Consider the following 18,155-nt stretch of genomic DNA (forward strand, 5'->3'; position numbering starts at 1 on the left):
CCATCATGACCCCCAGATACCGCGGCATCTTCCCGGTGGTGCCGACCACCTTCACCGAACAGGGCGCGCTCGACCTCGAGAGCCAGAAGCGCTGCGTCGATTTCATGATCGACGCGGGTTCCGACGGACTCTGCATCCTCGCCAACTTCTCCGAGCAGTTCGTGCTCTCCGACGAAGAGCGCGAGGTGCTCACGCGCACGGTGCTCGAGCATGTGGCGGGCCGCGTGCCGGTGATCGTCACCACCACCCACTACAGCACCCGCATCTGCGCCGAACGCAGCCGGCGTGCGCAGGACATGGGCGCTGCCATGCTGATGGTGATGCCGCCCTACCACGGCGCCACCTTCCGCGTGCCGGAGCCGCAGATCTTCGAGTTCTATGCCGGCCTCTCCGATGCGGTGAACATCCCGATCATGATCCAGGACGCGCCCGCGAGCGGCACGCTGCTGTCGGCCGCCTTTCTGGCACGCATGGCGCGCGAGATCGAACAGGTGGCGTATTTCAAGATCGAGACCCCGGGAGCCGCGTCCAAGCTGCGCGAACTGATCCGCCTGGGCGGCGATGCCGTCGAAGGCCCGTGGGACGGCGAGGAAGCCATCACGCTGATGCCCGACCTCGATGCCGGCGCCACCGGCTCGATGACGGGCGGCGGCTATCCCGACGGCATCCGCCCGATCATCGAGGCACACCGCGCGGGCGACCGCGACAAGGCCTTTGCGCTCTACCAGCAGTGGCTGCCGCTCATCAACTACGAGAACCGCCAGGCCGGCCTCCTGGCCTGCAAGTCGCTCATGAAGGAGGGCGGCGTGATCGCCTGCGAGGCGCCGCGGCATCCGCTGCCGGCGATGCACCCCGAGACACGCGCCGGCCTGATCGAGACGGCGAAGCGGCTCGATCCGCTGGTGCTGCGCTGGGGGCGTTGACAGCAGCGCCGCGCCCTTCGACGAAGTAGGGCGCGACGATTTCGGTGAGCCAGTCCATCACGGCCAGCACGCGTGGTGCCAGCTGGCGCCGGTTGGCGTAGAGCAGCGAAACCGGCATTGGGCGCGCGTTGAACTCCGGCATCACCTGCACGAGCGCGCCGGCGGCGAGGCTCGCCTCCAGGCCTGCGACCGGCGCCTGGATCAGACCCAGGCCGGCCAGCGCGGCCGCCTGGTAGGCGTCGGTGCCATTCACCGTGACGGTCGCACGCACGGGCCATGTCTTGTACAAGCCATCGGCGGGGTCGAGGTATTCCCAGCCTGCAGCGCTGGAGGAGAGCGTCTGCGCGAAATGAACGACGCGGTGCTGCGCCAGGTCGTCGAGCGTGCGGGGCGTGCCGTGCGCGCGCAGATAGCCAGGGCTCGCGGTATTGGCCATCCGCATGGCACCGAGCGGCCGCGCGACGAGTTCCGAGTCGCCGAGCATGCCGACGCGCAACACGCAGTCGAAGCCTTCGTGCACGAGGTCGACGCGGCGGTCCGAGGTGCTGATGCCGACTTCGAGCGCGGGATGCCGCGCCAGGAATTCGGGCAGGCGCGGAATGACGAGGTCGCGCGCCACCACGTTAGGCAGATCGATGCGCAGTCGCCCCGTGAGGCCGCCGGCGTGCGAATGGAACATGGTGGCGAGCTGCTCGCCCTCGGCCAGGTAGTCCTTGCAGCGTTCGAGGAAGCGCCCTCCGTCCTCGGTGAGCCGCACGCTGCGCGTCGTGCGCTGCAGGAGCCGCGTGCCGAGCCGCTCTTCGAGTTGCTGCACGGCCACCGACACGCGCGCGCGGGTCAGGCCGAGCTGGTCCGCGGCGCGACTGAAGCTCGCGAGCCCGGCCACCCTCGAAAAGATGCGCAATTCGTCGGTGTTCATGGCCGAGGATTGTTTCCTTGTTGGATAACAGTGTGCGTAGTTTCGCGGAATTTATCTTTCTGCCGGTAATTTTTAAAGTCCACCCATCGACTTGCCGATCAACCCATCGAGGACTTTGAAATGACAGCTTCCACACTCCCTCACCCGTCCCGCATCGCACTCATTACCGGCGGCAGCCGCGGCCTCGGCCGCAGCGCCGCACTGGCGCTCGCCGTCGATGGCGTCGACGTGATCCTCACCTACGTGTCGAACGACGCCAGCGCGCAGGCGGTGGTGGCGGAGATCGAGGCGAAGGGGCGCCGCGCAGTCGCACTCAGGCTCGACGTCGGCGACAGCAAGACCTTCGCCGCATTCGCGGATTCGGTGAAGGCGGCGCTGGCTGCCACCTGGCAGCGCGAGCGCTTCGACTTCCTGGTGAACAACGCCGGGGTGGGCCTGCACGCGAATTTCGAGGACACGACAGAAGCACAGTTCGACATGCTCTACAACGTGCACTTCAAGGGCACGTACTTCCTCACGCAAAAGCTGCTGCCGCTCATCAACGACGGCGGGCGCATCGTCAACGTGTCGTCGGGGCTCACCCGGTTCTCCATGGCCGGTGCGTCCGCCTACGCCGCGATGAAGGGCGGCGTGGAAACGCTCACGCGCTACCTCGCGAAGGAACTCGGCGCGCGCGGCATCGCGGCCAACACGATCGCGCCGGGTGCGATCGAAACCGACTTCAGTGGAGGCATGGTGCGTGACAACCCGCAGGTGAACGCGATGGTCGCCAGTTTCACCGCGCTGGGACGCGCGGGCCGGCCGGACGATATCGGCGGTGCGATCGCGGGCTTGCTGGGGGAGGGCAATCGCTGGGTGAACGCCCAGCGCATCGAAGTGTCCGGAGGGATGCTGGTCTGAGCACGCGGCGTCCCCAGCGGGTTTCGCTCAGCTCTTCTCGAGTTCGCTCACTTGCAGCGACAGGTCGAACAGCTTGGACTTGCTCGCGTAGTAGCGGTCGAGCCGCCATTCCTTCAGGATGTCCATGGCGAGCTCGAAGCTCTTGTAGTCGAGGCTGTAGAGCGTGACCAGTTCGAAGCTGCGTTCGGATTCGAGCGCCAACACGAGCTGCGCCAGGATCTTGGCCGACTCGTTGGCCGGGTCCGTTTCTATGAATCGGCGAGCGACCTTGATGGCATTCATGGGATAGTGTTCCTCGGTAGGCAGAGACCGAGAACTATAGCTAGCACGCCCTCATGCTTTATGACAGTCTTGTGACAAGCGAGGGTCATTGCCCTTGCGGGCGGGTGATGCATGCATGTATCCGCCGCCGCCCGGGCTGGGCGACGGGGGTATCAAACCACGGGGCAGGCTGCTTCAGCGCATCGGCGCCGGCATCGGCGCCGGCATCGGCGCCGGCATGGGCATCGGTTCCATCGGTGCGATGGGCGCAATGGCCGGTGGCGGAACGCGCGAAGGCGCGGGCATCGGCGCCGGCATCGCGGCGGGTGCGGGCATGACGACGGTGGTGACCGATTCGCGGATCACGCCGCCGCCCATCACGCTGCCCTCCACATTGCCGCGGGTATTGCCGCTGCCGCCCATCACGCGTGCCTCGCAGTCTGCGCGGTCGGCCGGTGGCTGGAGTCCGCAGCGCGCGAGGGCATTGCGCTGGTAGTCGGGCGCGCTGGTCAATCCGCCTCGCGCGGCTTCCTGGCGTGCGGCGCCGGCCTCGCGGATGCAGGCTGCGCGGTCCTGCTGGTTGTGTCCGCAGACCGCGAGCTCCTGCTGGTAGGTGGAGTCGCCGCGGCGCGGCTGGGCCGAGGCCGACGTGGCGGCGGCAAGGCCGCCCACGGCAATCAGGGCGGCAATCATCGAACGGGTGGTGCTGTTCATGGGGTGCTCCTTGGAGTGACCTGAGACATGAAACTGTTGGACAGGGTGGGCCGCATCGGGTTCCGCGCGGCCGGTGTTCATCAGCGCGTGGGTGCGGCCGGTTGCGCCGGCAGCGGGGTGACCGTTTCGCGGATGACGCCGCCGCCCATCACGCTGCCTTCGGTGCTGGTGCGTGCGCCGCCCTGCAGGCGGGCCTCGCAGTCGGCGCGGTCGGCCGCAGGCTGTTCGCGGCAGCGCGCCATTGCATTGGCGTCGTAGCGGCCGGGGCTGGCGCTCGTGAGGCCGTTGCGCCCCGCTTCCTGGCGTGCAGCGCCGGCTTCGCGCAGGCACGCCGCACGGTCTTGCTGCACGCCGTCGCAGGTGGCGCGCTCCTGCTGCGCGCGCGCGGCCGTGCCGGGCGCCTGCGCCTGGGCGAGCGATGGGCCCAGAAAAAGGAAGCCGCTTGCTGCAAAAAGCGCGGCAGCAGAAAGGGCGGAACGAACTGTTGTTGTCATCGGGTGCTCCTGGTTAGGGCGCGCCCTCCGAAAGCGCGACCGGACACACAGTGTGGTCCGGCGCAACGCATGCAGGGTGTGGGACTGCACAGACAGCAGGCCCGGCCGGACTCGCCCCTGCGTGTGGGACGTGTCCGGCATGGGCCGGCGTGGCCGGCCCGGGGCGCGTCAGCCCGCCGCGATGCGCTGCGCCAGGTGCGCCAGCGCTTCCTCGACCTGGTCGACCAGGATCAGCGACAGGTCGCCGGGCTGCAGGCGCGCCAGTGCGGTGTCGATGGCGACGAATTCGCCGCGGATCTCGTCGATGTAGCGCGTGCGCGCCGCGCCCTGCAGGCCCTGGCGCAGCAGTGCCATCACCTCGCCGTCGGCACGACCGCGCTGGGCTGCGTCCTGGTAGAGGATCACGTCGTCGAAGGCCTGGCCGAGGATGGCGGTCTGGTCGCGGATGTCGGAATCGCGCCGGTCGCCCGCGCCGCTGATCACCACCGAGCGCTTGTTGGCCGGCATGGTGTCCACGGCCGAGACCAGCGCGCGCATGGCGTCGGTGTTGTGGCCGTAGTCGGCGATCACGGTCGCGCCGCGGTAGTCCATGACGTTGAAGCGCCCCGGCACGCCGGCCGCGTCGTTCAGGAAGCTTGCGAGGCCGCTGCGGATGGTGTCCCAGTCGAGGCCCACGGCCCATGCGGCGGCCACGGCCGCCATCACGTTGTCGACCTGGAAGCCGATGGTGCCGCCGCGCGTGATGGGCACGTCGCGCAGCGCGATGCGCTCGCGCCAGGAGCCTTCGGCCGCCACCAGCGTGTCCTGGTCGATGTAGACGGTGCGCTTGCCCTGCGCGCGGTGCGTGGCCATCACCGGATGCTGGCGGTCGGCGGTGAAGAAGATCACGTGGCCGGGGCAGCCGGCGGCCATGGCGGCGACGTTGACGTCGGCGGCATTGAGCACCGCATAGCCGTCGGGCGCGACGTTGCGCACGATCACGCGCTTGAGCACCGCGAGGTCTTCGACGGTGGTGATGTAGTTCAGGCCCAGGTGGTCGCCGCTGCCGATGTTGGTGACCACGGCCACCTGGCAGCGGTCGAAGCCGAGGCCTTCGCGCAGCACGCCGCCGCGCGCCACTTCGAACACGGCCGCATCCACGTCGGGGTGCATGAGCACGTTGCGCGCGCTCTTGGGGCCGCTGCAGTCGCCGCTGTCGGTCTGGCGGCCGTCGACGTACACGCCGTCGGTGTTGGTCATGCCGGTGCGCAGGCCGCTCGACGAGAGCAGGTGGTTGATGAGGCGCGCCGTGGTGGTCTTGCCGTTGGTGCCTGTGACGGCCACCACCGGGATGCGGCCGTCGTCGCCGTGCGCGAAGAGGGTGTCCATGACGGCCTCGCCCACCGCGCGGCCGCGGCCGAAGGAGGGCGAGATGTGCATGCGCAGGCCGGGCGCGGCATTCACCTCGACCACGCCGCCGTGCTGTTCCTCGAGCGGGCGCAGCACGTTCTCGCACACCATGTCGACGCCGCAGATGTGCAGCCCGACCATCTGCGCCGCATCGACCGCGCGCGCGGCCACTTCGGGATGCACGGTGTCGGTCACGTCGGTGGCGGTGCCGCCGGTGGACAGGTTGGCGTTGTTGCGCAGCACCACGCGCTGGCCGCGCGCGGGCACGCTGTCGGGCGTGAGGCCCTGGGCCTCGAGCCGGCCGATGGCGATGTCGTCCAGGCGGATCTTGGTGAGCGAGGTGGCGTGGCCTTCGCCGCGGCGCGGGTCGAGGTTCACGGTGTCCACCAGCTGGCGCACGGTGGCGCTGCCGTCGCCGATCACGTGCGGCGGGTCGCGCCGCGCGGCGGCCACCAGGCGGTCGCCCACCACCAGCAGGCGGAAGTCGAAGCCGGGCAGGAATTTCTCGACCATGACTTCGCCGTACACGGCGGCCGAGTCGTAGGCGGCCGTGAGTTGCTCTTGCGTCGTGATGTTGACGGTGACGCCCTTGCCCTGGTTGCCGTCCTGCGGCTTCACCACCACGGGCAGGCCGATTTCCATGGCCGCGGCCCAGCCGTCCTGCGCATCGGAGACCGGGCGGCCCAGCGGCACCGGCACGCCGGCGGCGTTGAGCAGCTGCTTGGTGAGTTCCTTGTCCTGCGCGATCGATTCGGCCACGCCGCTGGTGCTGTCGACCTCGGCCGCCTGGATGCGGCGCTGCCTGGAGCCCCAGCCGAACTGCACCAGGCTGCCGCTGGTCAGGCGGCGGTAGGGAATGCCGCGCGCCACGGCGGCGTCGACGATGGAGCCGGTGCTCGGGCCGAGGCGCTCCGATTCGTCGAGGTCGCGCAGCTCGGTGATGGCGGCGCCGGCGTCGAAGGCGGTGTCGGCCAGCGCGGCCGCGATCAGCTGTTCGGCCAGTTCGATTGCGCGGCGGCCCACGGCTTCTTCGCTGTATTGAAAGACGACCTGGTAGACGCCGTCTTCCACCGTGGGCGAGGTGTGGCCGAAGTTGACCGCGCAGCCGGCCTGGGCCTGCAGCGCCACGGCGGCGTTCTCGAGCACGTGCGCCAGTGCCAGCGGCTGGCCCAGCACCATCGGATGCAGCTCGCCGATGGTGGGAAACCGTGCGCGCAGGCGTGCTTCGAAGCCCGGCAGGCGGCTGATGGCGTTTTCATCGCCTTCGCAGGCAACCACCGCTTCGAAGGCGGTGTGGCGGCTCCAGAGATTGGGGCCGCGCAGGGCGCGGATACGGGTGACTTTCATGGGGCGGCGGTGCGCTTCAGGCGAGTTGCAGTTGGGGGGACGAAAGCGGCTGGGTCTGCGAAAGCTGCAGTGAGGCCAGCGCCGCCTGCAGGTCGGCCTCGAAGGCCTCCACGCCTGCGCCGATGAGGTTCAGCGGAATGCCCAGCGCCCAGGCCGCGGCCACGGCGGCCAGCAGGCTCTCCAGGCTGACGCCCGCGTGCGTGGCGCGCCAGACGGTCAGGCGGCCGAGGCCGGGCAGGAAGGACTCGCTGCTGCCGTTGGCCAGCACCACGCGGTCCTGCCGCACCAGCACGGCCTTGCCGCCGGCGGCCTGGTGCGCCGTGAGCGCGACGGCCTGCGGGTCGGCCGCGTAGAGAATGACGGCACCGTCGCACAGCGGCGCCAGGCCGGCGACGCGCGGATCGCCCGCGTTGAGTACCGCGGTGCCTTCGCCGAGCACCACGTCGACCTGCGTGCGCAGCACCTTGACCATCTGGTCGCTCTCGGTGATGTCGTAGTCGGCCAGCGCCTCGGCGCCTTCGAGGTCGGTCACGATGCCGATTTCGCAGCGGTCGTAGGCCAGGCCGTCGCGCAGGATGGTTTCGGCGCCGTTCTCGATCACCACCGCTTCCACCGCGCGGTTCACGAGCAGGCGGTGGCCGGCGTCCCAGTTGGCGCTGTCGCGCGCATCGACGCGGCGGCGTTCGAGGAACAGGCCGTCGCGGCAGGCGAGGCCGGTGTGGCGCCCGCCCAGGTTGATGAGCCACGCGACCAGGCGCGCGAGCACCGCGGTGTCGCGCGAGCCGGCCACGCCGATCACGGGGATGCGGCCCGGCGCATCGCCCGGGAACAGGTGGTCGCAGATCGCACGGCCCACCGGGCGCGGCGAGCCGACGGCCGGCTTCAGGTGCATCAGCAGGCCGGGGCCGGCATTCACTTCGACGATGGCGCCGCGCTGCGGGCCGAGCGGCTTGCCGATGTCCTGCGCCACGAGGTCGATGCCCGCGATGTCCAGGCCCACCACGCGCGCGGCCAGCACGGCGGCATGCGCGACTTCGGGATGGACCTGGTCGGTGCAGTCGTTGGCCATGTTGCCGTTGCGCTGGATCGTGACCACGCGGCCGGCCGCCGGAACCGAGGCGCCGTCGAGTTCCTGGCGCTTGAGTTCGAGCTGCAGCTTGGCGTCGGTCTCCAGAACGATCAGGTCGAGCGGATATTCCTCTTCGGCGCCGCGGCGCGGATCGCTGTTGAGCTGCTTCTCGATCAGCTCGGCGACGGTGCTCTTGCCGTCGCCCGTCACGGTGATGATCTCGCCGCGCGCGGCCGCCACCACCTCGCCGCCCACCACCAGCAGGCGGTGTTCGTGGCCGCGGATGAAGCGCTCGACCATCACGTCGCTGCCTTCGGGCTCGGCCACCGCGAAGGCGGCCATGACTTCCTCGCGGGTCGTCAGCTCGAGCGACACGCCGCGGCCGTGGTTGGCGTCCGACGGCTTCACGGCCACCGGCAGGCCGATGTCCTCGGCGGCTTCCCAGGCTTCTTCGGCGCTGGCCACCACCTGGCCCTCGGGCACGGGCACGCCGCAGCTCGCGAGCAGCGACTTGGTGAGCTCCTTGTCGCTGGCAATCGATTCGCCGATGGCGCTGGTGTAGTCGGTCTCGGCAGTCCAGATGCGCTGCTGGTTGGCGCCGTAGCCCAGCTGCACCAGGTTGCCGCTGTTCAGCCGGATGTGCGGAATGCCGCGGTCGGTGGCGGCGGACACGATGGCCGCGGTGCTCGGGCCCAGGTAGCAGTCCTCGACCTTGGCCTTGACGGCATCGACCGCCTTCTGCACGTCATCGGCGGTGAAGGGGTCGTTGTTGATGGCCGCCATCAGCAGGCGGTGGCCTTCGGCCAGCGCGACGCGGGCGACCTGCTCGTCGCGCGCGCGGAACACCATGCGATAGACGCCGTGCTCCGAGGTGCTGCGGGTTTGCCCGAAGCCGGTCGGCATGCCGGCCAGGTTCAGGAGCTCGATCACCACGTGCTCCAGCACATGGCCCGACCAGGTGCCTTCGGTCAGCCGCTGGATGAAGCCGCCGCGCTCGCCCACGCCGCAGTGGTGCTCGATGAGCGCCGGCAGCAGGGTCGTGAGCCGGTCGGTGAAGCCGTCGATCTTGTTGGAGGGGTAGTCTTCCAGCTGGCCCAGGTCGAGCCAGACTTCCAGCACGGGCCGGTAGGTCCAGAGGTTGGGACCGCGCAGATAGTTGATGCGCAGCAGGCGGATGTCGTCGAAACGGGTCATGCAAACGTTCGATGTGCTTTGGCCGAGCACCGCGGCGCCTTCAAGCGCGCCCATGGCAATCGGTCAGAATCGGCGCCCGACAAAGGACGCCATGACGCGGTCCATGCGGCCCGCGACGGGCAAGAGTCAAAGAAACACAATGCAACATCACGATCCAGTCGGCACCCGGGAGGGCGAAACCGAGGCGGCCTCAGACGCGCTGAAAAGCCGGCTCGCAGCCGCGGAAAACGTTCTGGTCACACTACCGGTTGACCTCGACGATGAACTTCTGTTTACCTTTGGGCTCGTGGCCCTGACCGATCGGCGGCTGCTGGCGCTGCAACCCGGCGGCGCGTGGTGTGAGTGGACACTATCGGATTCGTCCCTCCGCCTGCGTTTGAGCGACCATTCGGGCGTTGGAACGCTCGATCTGGAGGGCGCCGAGGGCCGTTTGGCACGCTGGCGCTACACGCTGGCCAGCCAGCCGGCCGCGCTGCGGCTGCTCAAGCTCTTCGGCCAGCGCGAAAACGGCACTGTCGCCGAGGCGACAGCCGAACCCGACGGCGATGACCTGGCCTTGCCCGACGCCGAGCTCCAGACGCCGCCCTCGACCTGGGTGCTGCTGCGGCTGGGCCGCTTTGCCAAGCCCTATCGCAAACAGCTGATCGCAGGGTTCCTGCTGACCCTGATCTCCACGGCCGCGACCCTGGTGCCGCCCTACCTGACCATCCCGCTGATGGACGACATCCTGATTCCGTTCCAGAACGGGCAGAAGATCGATCCGTCCCGCGTCGGGCTCTATCTGAGCGGGCTGCTGGGCGCGGCGCTGGTCGGCTGGGGCCTGGGCTGGGCGCGCACCTACCTGCTGGCGCTGGTTTCGGAGCGCATCGGCGCCGACCTGCGCACCACCACCTACGAGCATCTGCTGACCCTGCCGCTCGACTATTTCGGCGGCAAGCGCACCGGCGACCTGATGGCGCGTATCGGTTCGGAAACCGACCGCATCAACGTGTTCCTCTCGCTGCACGCGCTGGATTTCGCGAACGACGTGCTGATGATCGTGATGACCGCGGTCATCCTGGTCTCCATCAACCCGCTGCTGGCCGTGGTCACGCTGGTGCCGCTGCCCTTCATCGCCTGGATGATCCACGTGGTGCGCGACCGGCTGCGCACCGGCTTCGAGAAGATCGACCGCGTGTGGTCCGAGGTGACGAACGTGCTGGCCGACACCATCCCGGGCATCCGCGTGGTCAAGGCCTTTGCGCAGGAGCGCCGCGAAGCCGAGCGCTTCCGCGTGGCCAACGCCTACAACCTGCAGGTCAACGACAAGCTCAACCGCACCTGGTCGCTGTTCACGCCCACCGTCTCGCTGCTGACCGAAATCGGCCTGCTCGTGGTCTGGGGCTTCGGCATCTGGCAGGTGGCGCGCGGCAGCATCACCGTGGGCGTGCTCACCGCCTTCATTGCCTACATCGGCCGCTTCTACACGCGGCTCGACTCGATGAGCCGCATCGTCTCGGTCACGCAGAAGGCGGCGGCCGGCGCCAAGCGCATCTTCGACATCCTCGACCACGTGAGCAACGTGCCCGAGCCGGCCAACCCGGTGAAGATCGAGCGCGTGCAGGGCCGCATCGAAATGAGCGGGCTGGGCTTTCGCTACGGTTCGCGCGCCGTGATCCACGACCTCGACCTGACCATCGAACCCGGCGAGATGATCGGCCTCGTGGGCCACAGCGGCTCGGGCAAGAGCACGCTGGTCAACCTGATCTGCCGCTTCTACGACGTGACCGACGGTGCCATCAAGGTCGACGGCACCGACATCCGCCGCTTTGCCGTGGCCGATTACCGGCGCCACGTCGGGCTGGTGCTGCAGGAGCCATTCCTGTTTTTCGGCACCATCGCGCAGAACATCGCCTACGGCAAGCCCGACGCCACGCGCGAGGAAGTGGTGGCCGCCGCGCGCGCCGCGCATGCGCACGACTTCATCCTGCGCCTGCCGCACGGCTACGACTCGCTCGTGGGCGAGCGTGGCCAGGGCCTGTCGGGCGGCGAGCGGCAGCGCATCAGCATTGCGCGCGCGCTCCTGATCGACCCGCGCATCCTGATCCTCGACGAGGCCACCTCGGCCGTGGACACCGAGACCGAGAAGGAAATCCAGAAGGCGCTCGACAACCTCGTGCAGGGCCGCACCACCATCGCCATTGCGCACCGGCTGTCGACGCTGCGCAAGGCCGACCGGCTGGTGGTCATGGACCGCGGCGAGGTGGTCGAGGTCGGCCCGCACGACGACTTGATGGCCAGGCAGGGCGCCTATTGGCGGCTCTACCAGGCGCAGTTGCGCCAGGGCGACGAGGACGCGAGCGAAGGCGCCGTCGAAGAACGCGCCGGCGCGCAGCTGCCGCTGGTCATCAGCCATGCAGCCCACCCGGCCGGAGAAGCGTGATGAGCGACACCAATCCCACTTTCGATCTCGAGCGCGATGCCTTCGGTCGCCTGGTGCTGACCGATGCGCAGGGCGAGCGCCATGCGGGCGTGACGCCCGTGCGCGCCTTTCCGCTCAGCGCGCCGGGCGAAGGCGTGTCGCTGGTCGGCAGCGAGGGCCGCGAACTGGTCTGGATCGACCGCGTCGAAGCCTTGCCTGCGGCGACGCGGGCGCTGCTCGAACAGGAGCTGGCGGTGCGCGACTTCGCGCCCACGCTGCTGAAGCTGCACGGCGTGTCGAGCTTCGGCGTGCCCAGCACCTGGACCGTGAGCACCGACCGCGGCGACACCAGCTTCGTGCTCAAGGCCGAGGAAGACATCCGCCGGCTCGAAGGCGGCGCGTTGCTGATTGCCAGCGCGCACGGCGTGCAGTTCCGCATTCCCGACGTGAAGGTGCTCGACCGCGCCTCGCGCAAGCTGCTGGAGCGCTTTCTCTAGACCGCCGCGTTCAGGCCGACGCCGCGCCGCCCGGTGCGGCCGGCAATGCGGGTGCCGGCTGGGTGGCCGCCCGGGCCTGCCGGTGGCCCCAGTCGGTGATCGGCTTCTCGAACCGGCGGTAGAGAAAGTCGGAGGCAACCAGCGCCACGCCGAAGGACGCGAACAGCAGTGTTGCCCCCGCCACCGTGGTGGGCGAGATGCCGATCACGGCCTGCGCCGCCAGGTACTGCACCAGGTACATCGCGTACGAGCGGTGCCCCACGAACAGCACGAAGCGCGACGAAAGAAGCTGGCGCAGCCAGCTGTTCGCCACAACCAGCGAAGGCAGCCACAGGCCCACCAGCACCACGTACAACGCGATGAGCTGCGGCTCGCCGAACCGGGCGCTGATCGCGAGCGACTTGCGGTGCACCAGGAACAGGGCCAGCGCAATCGCGATGGCGGCCGTCTGCGTCATGAGGCCGCGCATCCATGCGAAGGTCCGGCGCGTGTGCATCGCCATTGCCACCGTCGAGCCCACCAGCATTCCAAGGTAGTGCCAGGGCGAGAATCCGGCCGGGTGGGCGCCCGTCATCCAGACGGCAGCCAGCAGTGCGAGGCTGCACGCGGCGGTCCCGAAGCGCGAGGCGGCCGTGGAACCGAACAGTGCGAACAGCGCCGGCCACACCAGGTAGTACTTCCACTCGATGCCCAGGGTCCAGGTCATCTGCAGCGGCGCGAATTCGGCGAACTCGTTCAGCAACGTGAGGTAGTAGGGCGTTGCCGCCTTCATCTGCTCCCAGGCCGCACCCTGGGCGACATAGCTCAGGCCGAGCACCAGCAGGTAGACGAGAAGGTAGAGCGGCAGGATCCGGGCTGCGCGACGGATGTAGAACGCCTTCAGCGACACCGCGCCTGTGGCATCGCGCTCGCGCAGCAGCAGCGTGGTGATCAGGAAGCCGGAGAGCACGAAAAAGGCGTGCACGCCGAGCCAGCCGGAGAACTTGTCCCAACGCGGCCCGCCGAAGTGGAACCCGAAAACGAGGAAGACGGCAACGGCTCGCAGCCCATCGAGTGCTGCGAAATTGCGGGTCTCCAGGTAATCGTCGAGGTCGTTGATCGACCTTTGTTCGCGCATGCTGAGCGGCCTCTCCTGTCGAATCGCGCGGATTCTGCCCGAGATAGTACTTTTGTGGTGCGCCGCGGTGCCTGCGCAGCCGTGGTTGTTGGCGCGGCGCCACGCTGCGCCGCAGAGCCTGCGAAAATCGCGGTTTTGAAGAGACGGACATGCCCCTGCACACCACCGCCCTCGTCCTGTTCTCCGGTGGCCAGGATTCGACCACCTGCCTCGCGGACGCGCTGTCCAAGTACCAGCGCGTCGAGACGCTGGGCTTCGACTATGGCCAGCGGCACCGCGTCGAGCTCGACGTGCGCGGCACCATCCGCGCGAAGATGCGCGAGCGCTTTCCCGACTGGGCACCGCGCCTGGGCGAAGACCACGTGCTCACGCTGGCCGCGCTGGCCCAGCTCGGCGGCTCCTCGCTCACGGAGGAAGTGGCCTTCGAAATGCAGGCCGACGGCCTGCCCAACACCTTCGTGCCCGGACGCAACCTGCTGTTCCTCACGCTGGCCGGTGCGCTGGCCTACCGGCGCGGGCTGCAGGTGATCGTCACCGGCGTCTGCGAGACCGACTTCTCCGGCTACCCCGACTGCCGCGACGACACCATGAAGGCCATGCAGCTCGCGCTCTCGCTCGGGCTGGAGCGCCGCCTGGTCATCGAGACGCCGCTGATGTGGATCGACAAGGCCGAGACCTGGCAGATGGCGCACCGCCTGGGCGGCGAGCCGCTGGTCGACCTCATCGTGGAAGAAACCCACACCTGCTACCTTGGTGACCGCGAACATCGCCAGGCCTGGGGCTATGGCTGCGGCGAGTGCCCCGCCTGCGACCTGCGCAAGAAGGGCTGGGAGCGCTACGCCGCTCGCCTCCAGCAATCCTAGGTAGCCGCAGTCTCCAGCCGGTAGCGCGCGCCGCCCGCCGGTGCGCCTTCGAGCTGGGGTACCAGTGCCCAGCGCTGGTTGTGGAAATCGCCGACCGCCGCACGGTGCGCGATCGACACCATGGCGCCGCCCGCGGCCTTCACCCGGTCGGAGAGCCGCTTGTAGAGCACGCCCTCGGCCTCGGCGTCGAGCGCGCTGGTGATCTCGTCGGCAAAGAGCCATGATGGTTTCTTCAGCAGCACGCGTGCGATGGACAGCCGCTGCTGCTCGCCGCCCGAGAGCTTCTGACTCCAGGCATCGCTGTCGTCGAGGCGGCTCGCGAGGTCGGGCAGCAGCGCGTCGACCAGTGCCTGGCGCAGCTCGGCATCGCTGTAGTTCGCGGCCGGCTGGGGGTAGGCCAGCGCGTTGCGCAGGGTGCCGTCCGGCACGTAGGGCCGCTGCGGCATGAACACCGCGCCCTCGGGCACTCTCACATGGCCGCGCGCAAACGGCCAGATGCCGGCGAAGGTGCGGAACAGGGTCGACTTGCCGCTACCCGAAGGACCCTGCAGCAGCACGCTGTCGCCCGGCTGGACCGCGAGCGCCGCCCCTGCGAGGAGCGAAGTGCCGTTGGGCAGCGCCACCGTGAGGTCGCCGGTTTGCAGCACCGGCGCGGTGCCGTCGCGCTCGAGCGACTGGCTTCGCGCGGCGTGCGCGCGCATGGCATCGTCGAAGCTGGTGAGTCGGTCGGTGGTTGCGCGCCAGACCGCCACGCGGTCGTAGTTGTCGACGAACCAGCTGAGCGAATCCTGCACCTTGCCGAAGGCCGACGAGATCTGCATCAATTGGCCGAGCTGGATGGCACCGCTGAAAAACCGCGGCGCGGCCACCAGGAACGGGAAGATCACCGCGGCCTGTCCGAAGAACGAGGTGAAGGTGATCAGGTTCTTCTGCTGCTTGATGAGCACCAGGTAGTTGCGCAGCACGCTGCCGAAGCGCAGGTCGAGTTGGCCGTGTTCGACCTTCTCGCCCTTGTCCAGCGCAATGGCCTCGCTGTACTCGCGCACCCGCACCAGGTGGTGCCGGAAGTCGGCCTCGAAGCGCTGCTGCCGGAAGTTGGTGCCAATGAGCGGGCGGCCGATGAAGTGCGTGATGACCGTGCCCACCACGCAGTAGGCCACCGCCAGCCAGACCATCGCACCCGCGATCTGGTAGCTGCTGCCGCCCATCGAGAACGCGAAGCTGCCCGACAGCGCCCACAGGATGCCGACGAAGCTCACCAGCGTGACCACGGCGTTCAGGAGGCCCATCGACAGTGTCATCGTGTAGTCGGTGAACAGTTGCATGTCTTCCTGGATCCGCTGGTCGGGGTTGTCCGGCGCCTGGCCATCGTTGTTGGCATAGCGCGCGAGTTCGAGGTGATAGAAGGTGCGGTCGGACATCCAGCGCGACAGGTAGTCGCGCGTCATCCAGGTGCGCCAGCGCAGCTGCAGCAGCTGCGTCACATAGAACTTGAGCACCTGCACCGCGATGTTGGCGAAGGCGATCCAGCCGAAGACGCCGACCTCGCGCCAGAAGACCGCCGAATCCTTGTTCTGCAGCGCATCGTAGAAGCGCCCGTACCACTGGTTGCCCAGCACCGCCACGTACACATAGAACAGGTTCAGCGCGACGATGCCCAGCAGCATGGCGCGGGCGCGCCATTTCTCCTCGGAACGGAAGTAGGGCGCCGCGAGCGCGAAGACGCGGCGCAGGACTTGGGCGAACGTGGCGGCGCGCGCCGGAACGGATAAAGACATGCAGATTTCCTCGCTGGGCGCGGGCGCGCCGGACATCGTGAGGAAACCATGGTAGTCAAATGTTCCTTAAGCGGGACTGAACCGGCCCCGGCACGCCGACAAGTGCTCAGTGCAGCAGGACCCGCGCCGCGATCTCCAGGAAGTGTTCGAGCGGCGGCGTGTCGAGCCCCTGCACCTTCGCCTCCTCGTCCCACAGCCGCAGCCGCACCGCATCGCCGGCCCAGGGCTGATCGGCAAAGCGCTGCGCCGCAGCGTTGTCCATCACGCCGCCCTGCAGCGCGAGGCTGCGCACCGAATCGGGCGAGAGCCGGGAGAAGTAGCCGGGCCGTGTCGCGCAAAGGTAGCGCTTGGCGTCCACATGCAGCCGGATCGGCTCGCGCACCTCGGCGCCGAAGATGCCGCGCAGCAGGGGCATGGCGATGTACTGGTGGCGGTCGTCGATGCCCAGTTCGGTGGGCGAGCGCGCCAGGGTCTGGTGCTCGGCGATCAGCAGGTGGCCGAGGTCGTGCAGCAGCGACGCCGTGACCAGCGCATCGCCCGCGCCGGCCTGCTCGGCAAGCCATGCGCACTGCAGCGCATGCTCGAGCTGCGACACCGGCTCGCCCGCATAGGCGACCCTGCCGCGTTCGGCGAACAGGCGGGCGATCTCGGCGAGGTCGAGTGTCATGGACCTGCCAGCTTCGCGCACCGCAATGACACCGGCATGACGAAGCCCCGTGGGGTGCCATGCCGCGGCGCTGCGCGGTCGGCGCGGCGTCCGACTTGACTTGCATGAAGGCGGGCATAGCATCCGCCGCATGAGAAGCACAGTCCTTGTTCTTCTGTTCTGCATCGGCCTGGTGTCGGCCGGCTGCGACGACAAGCCCAAGCCCGGCGTGCCGGTGCCCAAGGCTTCGGCGGATGTCGTGATGCCGGTCCTGTTCACGGGCTGATTTGCCGCCATCGGCGCGCAGGCGGCCGGGCGCCGCCGGTCATTGCGCGCGCGCATCCATGCGCATTCGCGTGCGGGGGTATCCTCGACGCAGAGCAAAAACAATGAAGACATCCGAGACAAGCGCCCACGAGGCGGATTCGCCCTACGCCATGCTGCGGCTCGGCCTGACGCTGCTGGTCATGACGGTCGGCAGCAGCGGCATGTACGTGGTCTCGGTGATGCTGCCCGCCGTGCAGGCCGAGTTCGGCATTGCGCGCGCCGACGCCTCGCTGCCCTACACCCTGCTGATGCTCGGCTTCGGAGTGGGCGGCGTGCTGATGGGACGGCTGGCCGACCGCTTCGGCGTGATGTGGCCCCTGCTGATCGGCGCGCTGGGCCTCGGCGTCGGCTATGTCGCTTGCGGCATGGCCGACGGCATCGTGTCCTTCATCGTGGCGCAGGCCGTGCTGGTCGGCCTGCTCGGCAGTGCCGCGGCCTTCGCGCCGCTGGTGGCGGACACCTCGCTCTGGTTCGTCAAGCGGCGCGGCATCGCGGTGGCGGTGTGCGCGAGCGGCAACTATGTGGCCGGCGCCATCTGGCCACCGATCGCGCAGCACTTCATCGAGACGGTCGGCTGGCGCCAGACCTACATCGGCATGGGCCTCTTCTGCGGCCTGGCGATGGCGGCGCTTGCGCTCTTTTTCCGCGCGCGGCCGCCGGCACTGGCGGCCGTGCCGGCCGGCCATGCGGGCCATGCCAAGCCGCGGCGCGACATGACGCGGCCTTTCGGCTTCAGCATGGGCACGGCCCAGGGCCTGCTGTGCGTGGCGGGCGTGGCCTGCTGCGTGGCCATGGCCATGCCGCAGGTCCACATCGTGGCCTATTGCGGCGACCTCGGCTACGGCCCGGCGCAGGGTGCGCAGATGCTGTCGCTGATGCTGGGCTTCGGCGTGGTGAGCCGGCTGGTGTCGGGCGCGATCTGCGATCGCATCGGCGGGCTGCGCACGCTGCTGCTGGGCGGCGTGCTGCAGGGCATGGCGCTGCTGCTGTTCCTGCCGTTCGACGGGCTGGTGTCGCTCTATGTGATCTCGGCGCTGTTCGGGCTGTTCCAGGGCGGCATCGTGCCGTCTTACGCGATCATCGTGCGCGAGCACTTTCCGCCCGAGGAAGCCGGTGCGCGCGTGGGCACGGTGCTGATGTTCACGCTGTTCGGCATGGCGCTGGGCGGCTGGATGTCGGGCAAGGTGTTCGACCTGACCGGCAGCTACCACGCGGCGTTCCTCAATGGCATCGGCTGGAACCTGCTGAACGTCAGCATCGCGGCGATGCTGCTGTTCAGGGTCCGGCATCTGCGGCTTCGCACCGCCGCGGCGTAG

General features: G+C 68.9%; 15 protein-coding genes and 1 pseudogene. 7 read left to right on the forward strand and 9 right to left on the reverse strand.

Going from position 1 to position 18,155, the window contains the following annotated elements:
* Positions 1-5: 5 nt before the first annotated feature.
* Positions 6-923, forward strand: a complete 918-nt coding sequence (locus VAPA_RS05455; RefSeq protein WP_021005767.1) for a dihydrodipicolinate synthase family protein — start codon at positions 6-8, stop codon at positions 921-923.
* Between the two features lie 52 nt (positions 924-975).
* On the opposite strand, the pseudogene VAPA_RS05460 reads toward VAPA_RS05455, so the two are convergent.
* Positions 976-1,842 (reverse strand): annotated as a pseudogene (locus tag VAPA_RS05460) (LysR family transcriptional regulator); the annotation flags it as partial.
* Positions 1,843-1,962: 120 nt separating this feature from the next.
* Here VAPA_RS05460 and VAPA_RS05465 point away from each other — a divergent pair.
* A complete protein-coding gene (locus tag VAPA_RS05465) occupies positions 1,963-2,742 on the forward strand; it encodes an SDR family NAD(P)-dependent oxidoreductase (protein ID WP_021005769.1) in 780 nt (259 codons plus the stop codon).
* Positions 2,743-2,769: 27 nt separating this feature from the next.
* On the opposite strand, the gene VAPA_RS05470 is transcribed toward VAPA_RS05465, so the two are convergent.
* From VAPA_RS05470 to VAPA_RS05490, 5 genes are all read right to left on the reverse strand, one after another.
* Positions 2,770-3,024, reverse strand: a complete 255-nt coding sequence (locus tag VAPA_RS05470; RefSeq protein ID WP_012746204.1) for a hypothetical protein — start codon at positions 3,022-3,024, stop codon at positions 2,770-2,772.
* A gap of 174 nt (positions 3,025-3,198) precedes the next feature.
* Positions 3,199-3,717, reverse strand: coding sequence for a hypothetical protein (locus VAPA_RS05475; RefSeq protein WP_021005770.1), 519 nt, complete (start codon positions 3,715-3,717; stop codon positions 3,199-3,201).
* Between the two features lie 80 nt (positions 3,718-3,797).
* Positions 3,798-4,211 (reverse strand): hypothetical protein, encoded by a 414-nt coding sequence (locus VAPA_RS05480; protein ID WP_021005771.1) that lies wholly within the window; start codon positions 4,209-4,211, stop codon positions 3,798-3,800.
* Positions 4,212-4,379: 168 nt separating this feature from the next.
* A complete protein-coding gene (gene cphA / locus VAPA_RS05485) occupies positions 4,380-6,947 on the reverse strand; it encodes a cyanophycin synthetase (RefSeq protein WP_021005772.1) in 2,568 nt (855 codons plus the stop codon).
* Between the two features lie 16 nt (positions 6,948-6,963).
* Complete coding sequence (locus VAPA_RS05490) at positions 6,964-9,210, reverse strand: cyanophycin synthetase (protein ID WP_021005773.1); 2,247 nt, start codon at positions 9,208-9,210, stop codon at positions 6,964-6,966.
* Between the two features lie 139 nt (positions 9,211-9,349).
* Between VAPA_RS05490 and VAPA_RS05495 the strand changes: the two genes are divergently transcribed.
* Both VAPA_RS05495 and VAPA_RS05500 read left to right on the forward strand, forming a co-directional pair.
* A complete protein-coding gene (locus VAPA_RS05495; RefSeq protein ID WP_021005774.1) occupies positions 9,350-11,632 on the forward strand; it encodes a cyanophycin metabolism-associated ABC transporter in 2,283 nt (760 codons plus the stop codon).
* Positions 11,632-12,108, forward strand: coding sequence for a cyanophycin metabolism-associated DUF1854 family protein (locus VAPA_RS05500; RefSeq protein WP_021005775.1), 477 nt, complete (start codon positions 11,632-11,634; stop codon positions 12,106-12,108). Before VAPA_RS05495 ends, VAPA_RS05500 begins: the two co-directional genes overlap by 1 nt.
* A gap of 10 nt (positions 12,109-12,118) precedes the next feature.
* On the opposite strand, the gene VAPA_RS05505 is transcribed toward VAPA_RS05500, so the two are convergent.
* Positions 12,119-13,225, reverse strand: coding sequence for an acyltransferase family protein (locus VAPA_RS05505; protein WP_021005776.1), 1,107 nt, complete (start codon positions 13,223-13,225; stop codon positions 12,119-12,121).
* A gap of 149 nt (positions 13,226-13,374) precedes the next feature.
* Between VAPA_RS05505 and queC the strand changes: the two genes are divergently transcribed.
* The gene (gene queC / locus VAPA_RS05510; protein WP_021005777.1) at positions 13,375-14,088 is read left to right on the forward strand and encodes a 7-cyano-7-deazaguanine synthase QueC; all 714 of its coding nucleotides are present in this window, start codon (positions 13,375-13,377) and stop codon (positions 14,086-14,088) included.
* On the opposite strand, the gene VAPA_RS05515 is transcribed toward queC, so the two are convergent.
* Entirely contained in the window at positions 14,085-15,866 is a 1,782-nt protein-coding gene (locus VAPA_RS05515) for an ABC transporter ATP-binding protein/permease (protein WP_021005778.1), read from the reverse strand. The two genes, queC and VAPA_RS05515, sit on opposite strands and share 4 nt — an antisense overlap.
* A gap of 106 nt (positions 15,867-15,972) precedes the next feature.
* Positions 15,973-16,533, reverse strand: coding sequence for a phosphonate degradation HD-domain oxygenase (locus VAPA_RS05520; protein WP_021005779.1), 561 nt, complete (start codon positions 16,531-16,533; stop codon positions 15,973-15,975).
* Between the two features lie 130 nt (positions 16,534-16,663).
* Here VAPA_RS05520 and VAPA_RS35400 point away from each other — a divergent pair, with 130 nt between their 5' ends.
* Positions 16,664-16,798 (forward strand): hypothetical protein, encoded by a 135-nt coding sequence (locus tag VAPA_RS35400; protein WP_021005780.1) that lies wholly within the window; start codon positions 16,664-16,666, stop codon positions 16,796-16,798.
* Positions 16,799-16,901: 103 nt separating this feature from the next.
* Positions 16,902-18,155: an MFS transporter gene (locus VAPA_RS05525; protein WP_021005781.1), complete on the forward strand. Its 1,254-nt coding sequence runs from the start codon at positions 16,902-16,904 to the stop codon at positions 18,153-18,155.

The organism is Variovorax paradoxus B4 (assembly GCF_000463015.1).
In the GTDB taxonomy this organism is placed as follows: Bacteria; Pseudomonadota; Gammaproteobacteria; order Burkholderiales; family Burkholderiaceae_C; genus Variovorax; species Variovorax paradoxus_E.

What these genes read in the sequence shown, in the direction of transcription:
- VAPA_RS05470 (WP_012746204.1), bottom strand. Translation starts at nt 3,024, where the DNA reads ATGAATGCCATCAAGGTCGCTCGCCGATTCATAGAAACGGACCCGGCC.
- VAPA_RS05520 (WP_021005779.1), bottom strand. Translation starts at nt 16,533, where the DNA reads ATGACACTCGACCTCGCCGAGATCGCCCGCCTGTTCGCCGAACGCGGC.
- VAPA_RS05455 (WP_021005767.1), top strand. Translation starts at nt 6, where the DNA reads ATGACCCCCAGATACCGCGGCATCTTCCCGGTGGTGCCGACCACCTTC.
- VAPA_RS05490 (WP_021005773.1), bottom strand. Translation starts at nt 9,210, where the DNA reads ATGACCCGTTTCGACGACATCCGCCTGCTGCGCATCAACTATCTGCGC.
- VAPA_RS05475 (WP_021005770.1), bottom strand. Translation starts at nt 3,717, where the DNA reads ATGAACAGCACCACCCGTTCGATGATTGCCGCCCTGATTGCCGTGGGC.
- queC (WP_021005777.1), top strand. Translation starts at nt 13,375, where the DNA reads ATGCCCCTGCACACCACCGCCCTCGTCCTGTTCTCCGGTGGCCAGGAT.
- VAPA_RS05495 (WP_021005774.1), top strand. Translation starts at nt 9,350, where the DNA reads ATGCAACATCACGATCCAGTCGGCACCCGGGAGGGCGAAACCGAGGCG.
- VAPA_RS05525 (WP_021005781.1), top strand. Translation starts at nt 16,902, where the DNA reads ATGAAGACATCCGAGACAAGCGCCCACGAGGCGGATTCGCCCTACGCC.
- VAPA_RS05500 (WP_021005775.1), top strand. Translation starts at nt 11,632, where the DNA reads ATGAGCGACACCAATCCCACTTTCGATCTCGAGCGCGATGCCTTCGGT.
- cphA (WP_021005772.1), bottom strand. Translation starts at nt 6,947, where the DNA reads ATGAAAGTCACCCGTATCCGCGCCCTGCGCGGCCCCAATCTCTGGAGC.
- VAPA_RS05515 (WP_021005778.1), bottom strand. Translation starts at nt 15,866, where the DNA reads ATGTCTTTATCCGTTCCGGCGCGCGCCGCCACGTTCGCCCAAGTCCTG.
- VAPA_RS05465 (WP_021005769.1), top strand. Translation starts at nt 1,963, where the DNA reads ATGACAGCTTCCACACTCCCTCACCCGTCCCGCATCGCACTCATTACC.
- VAPA_RS05480 (WP_021005771.1), bottom strand. Translation starts at nt 4,211, where the DNA reads ATGACAACAACAGTTCGTTCCGCCCTTTCTGCTGCCGCGCTTTTTGCA.
- VAPA_RS35400 (WP_021005780.1), top strand. Translation starts at nt 16,664, where the DNA reads ATGAGAAGCACAGTCCTTGTTCTTCTGTTCTGCATCGGCCTGGTGTCG.
- VAPA_RS05505 (WP_021005776.1), bottom strand. Translation starts at nt 13,225, where the DNA reads ATGCGCGAACAAAGGTCGATCAACGACCTCGACGATTACCTGGAGACC.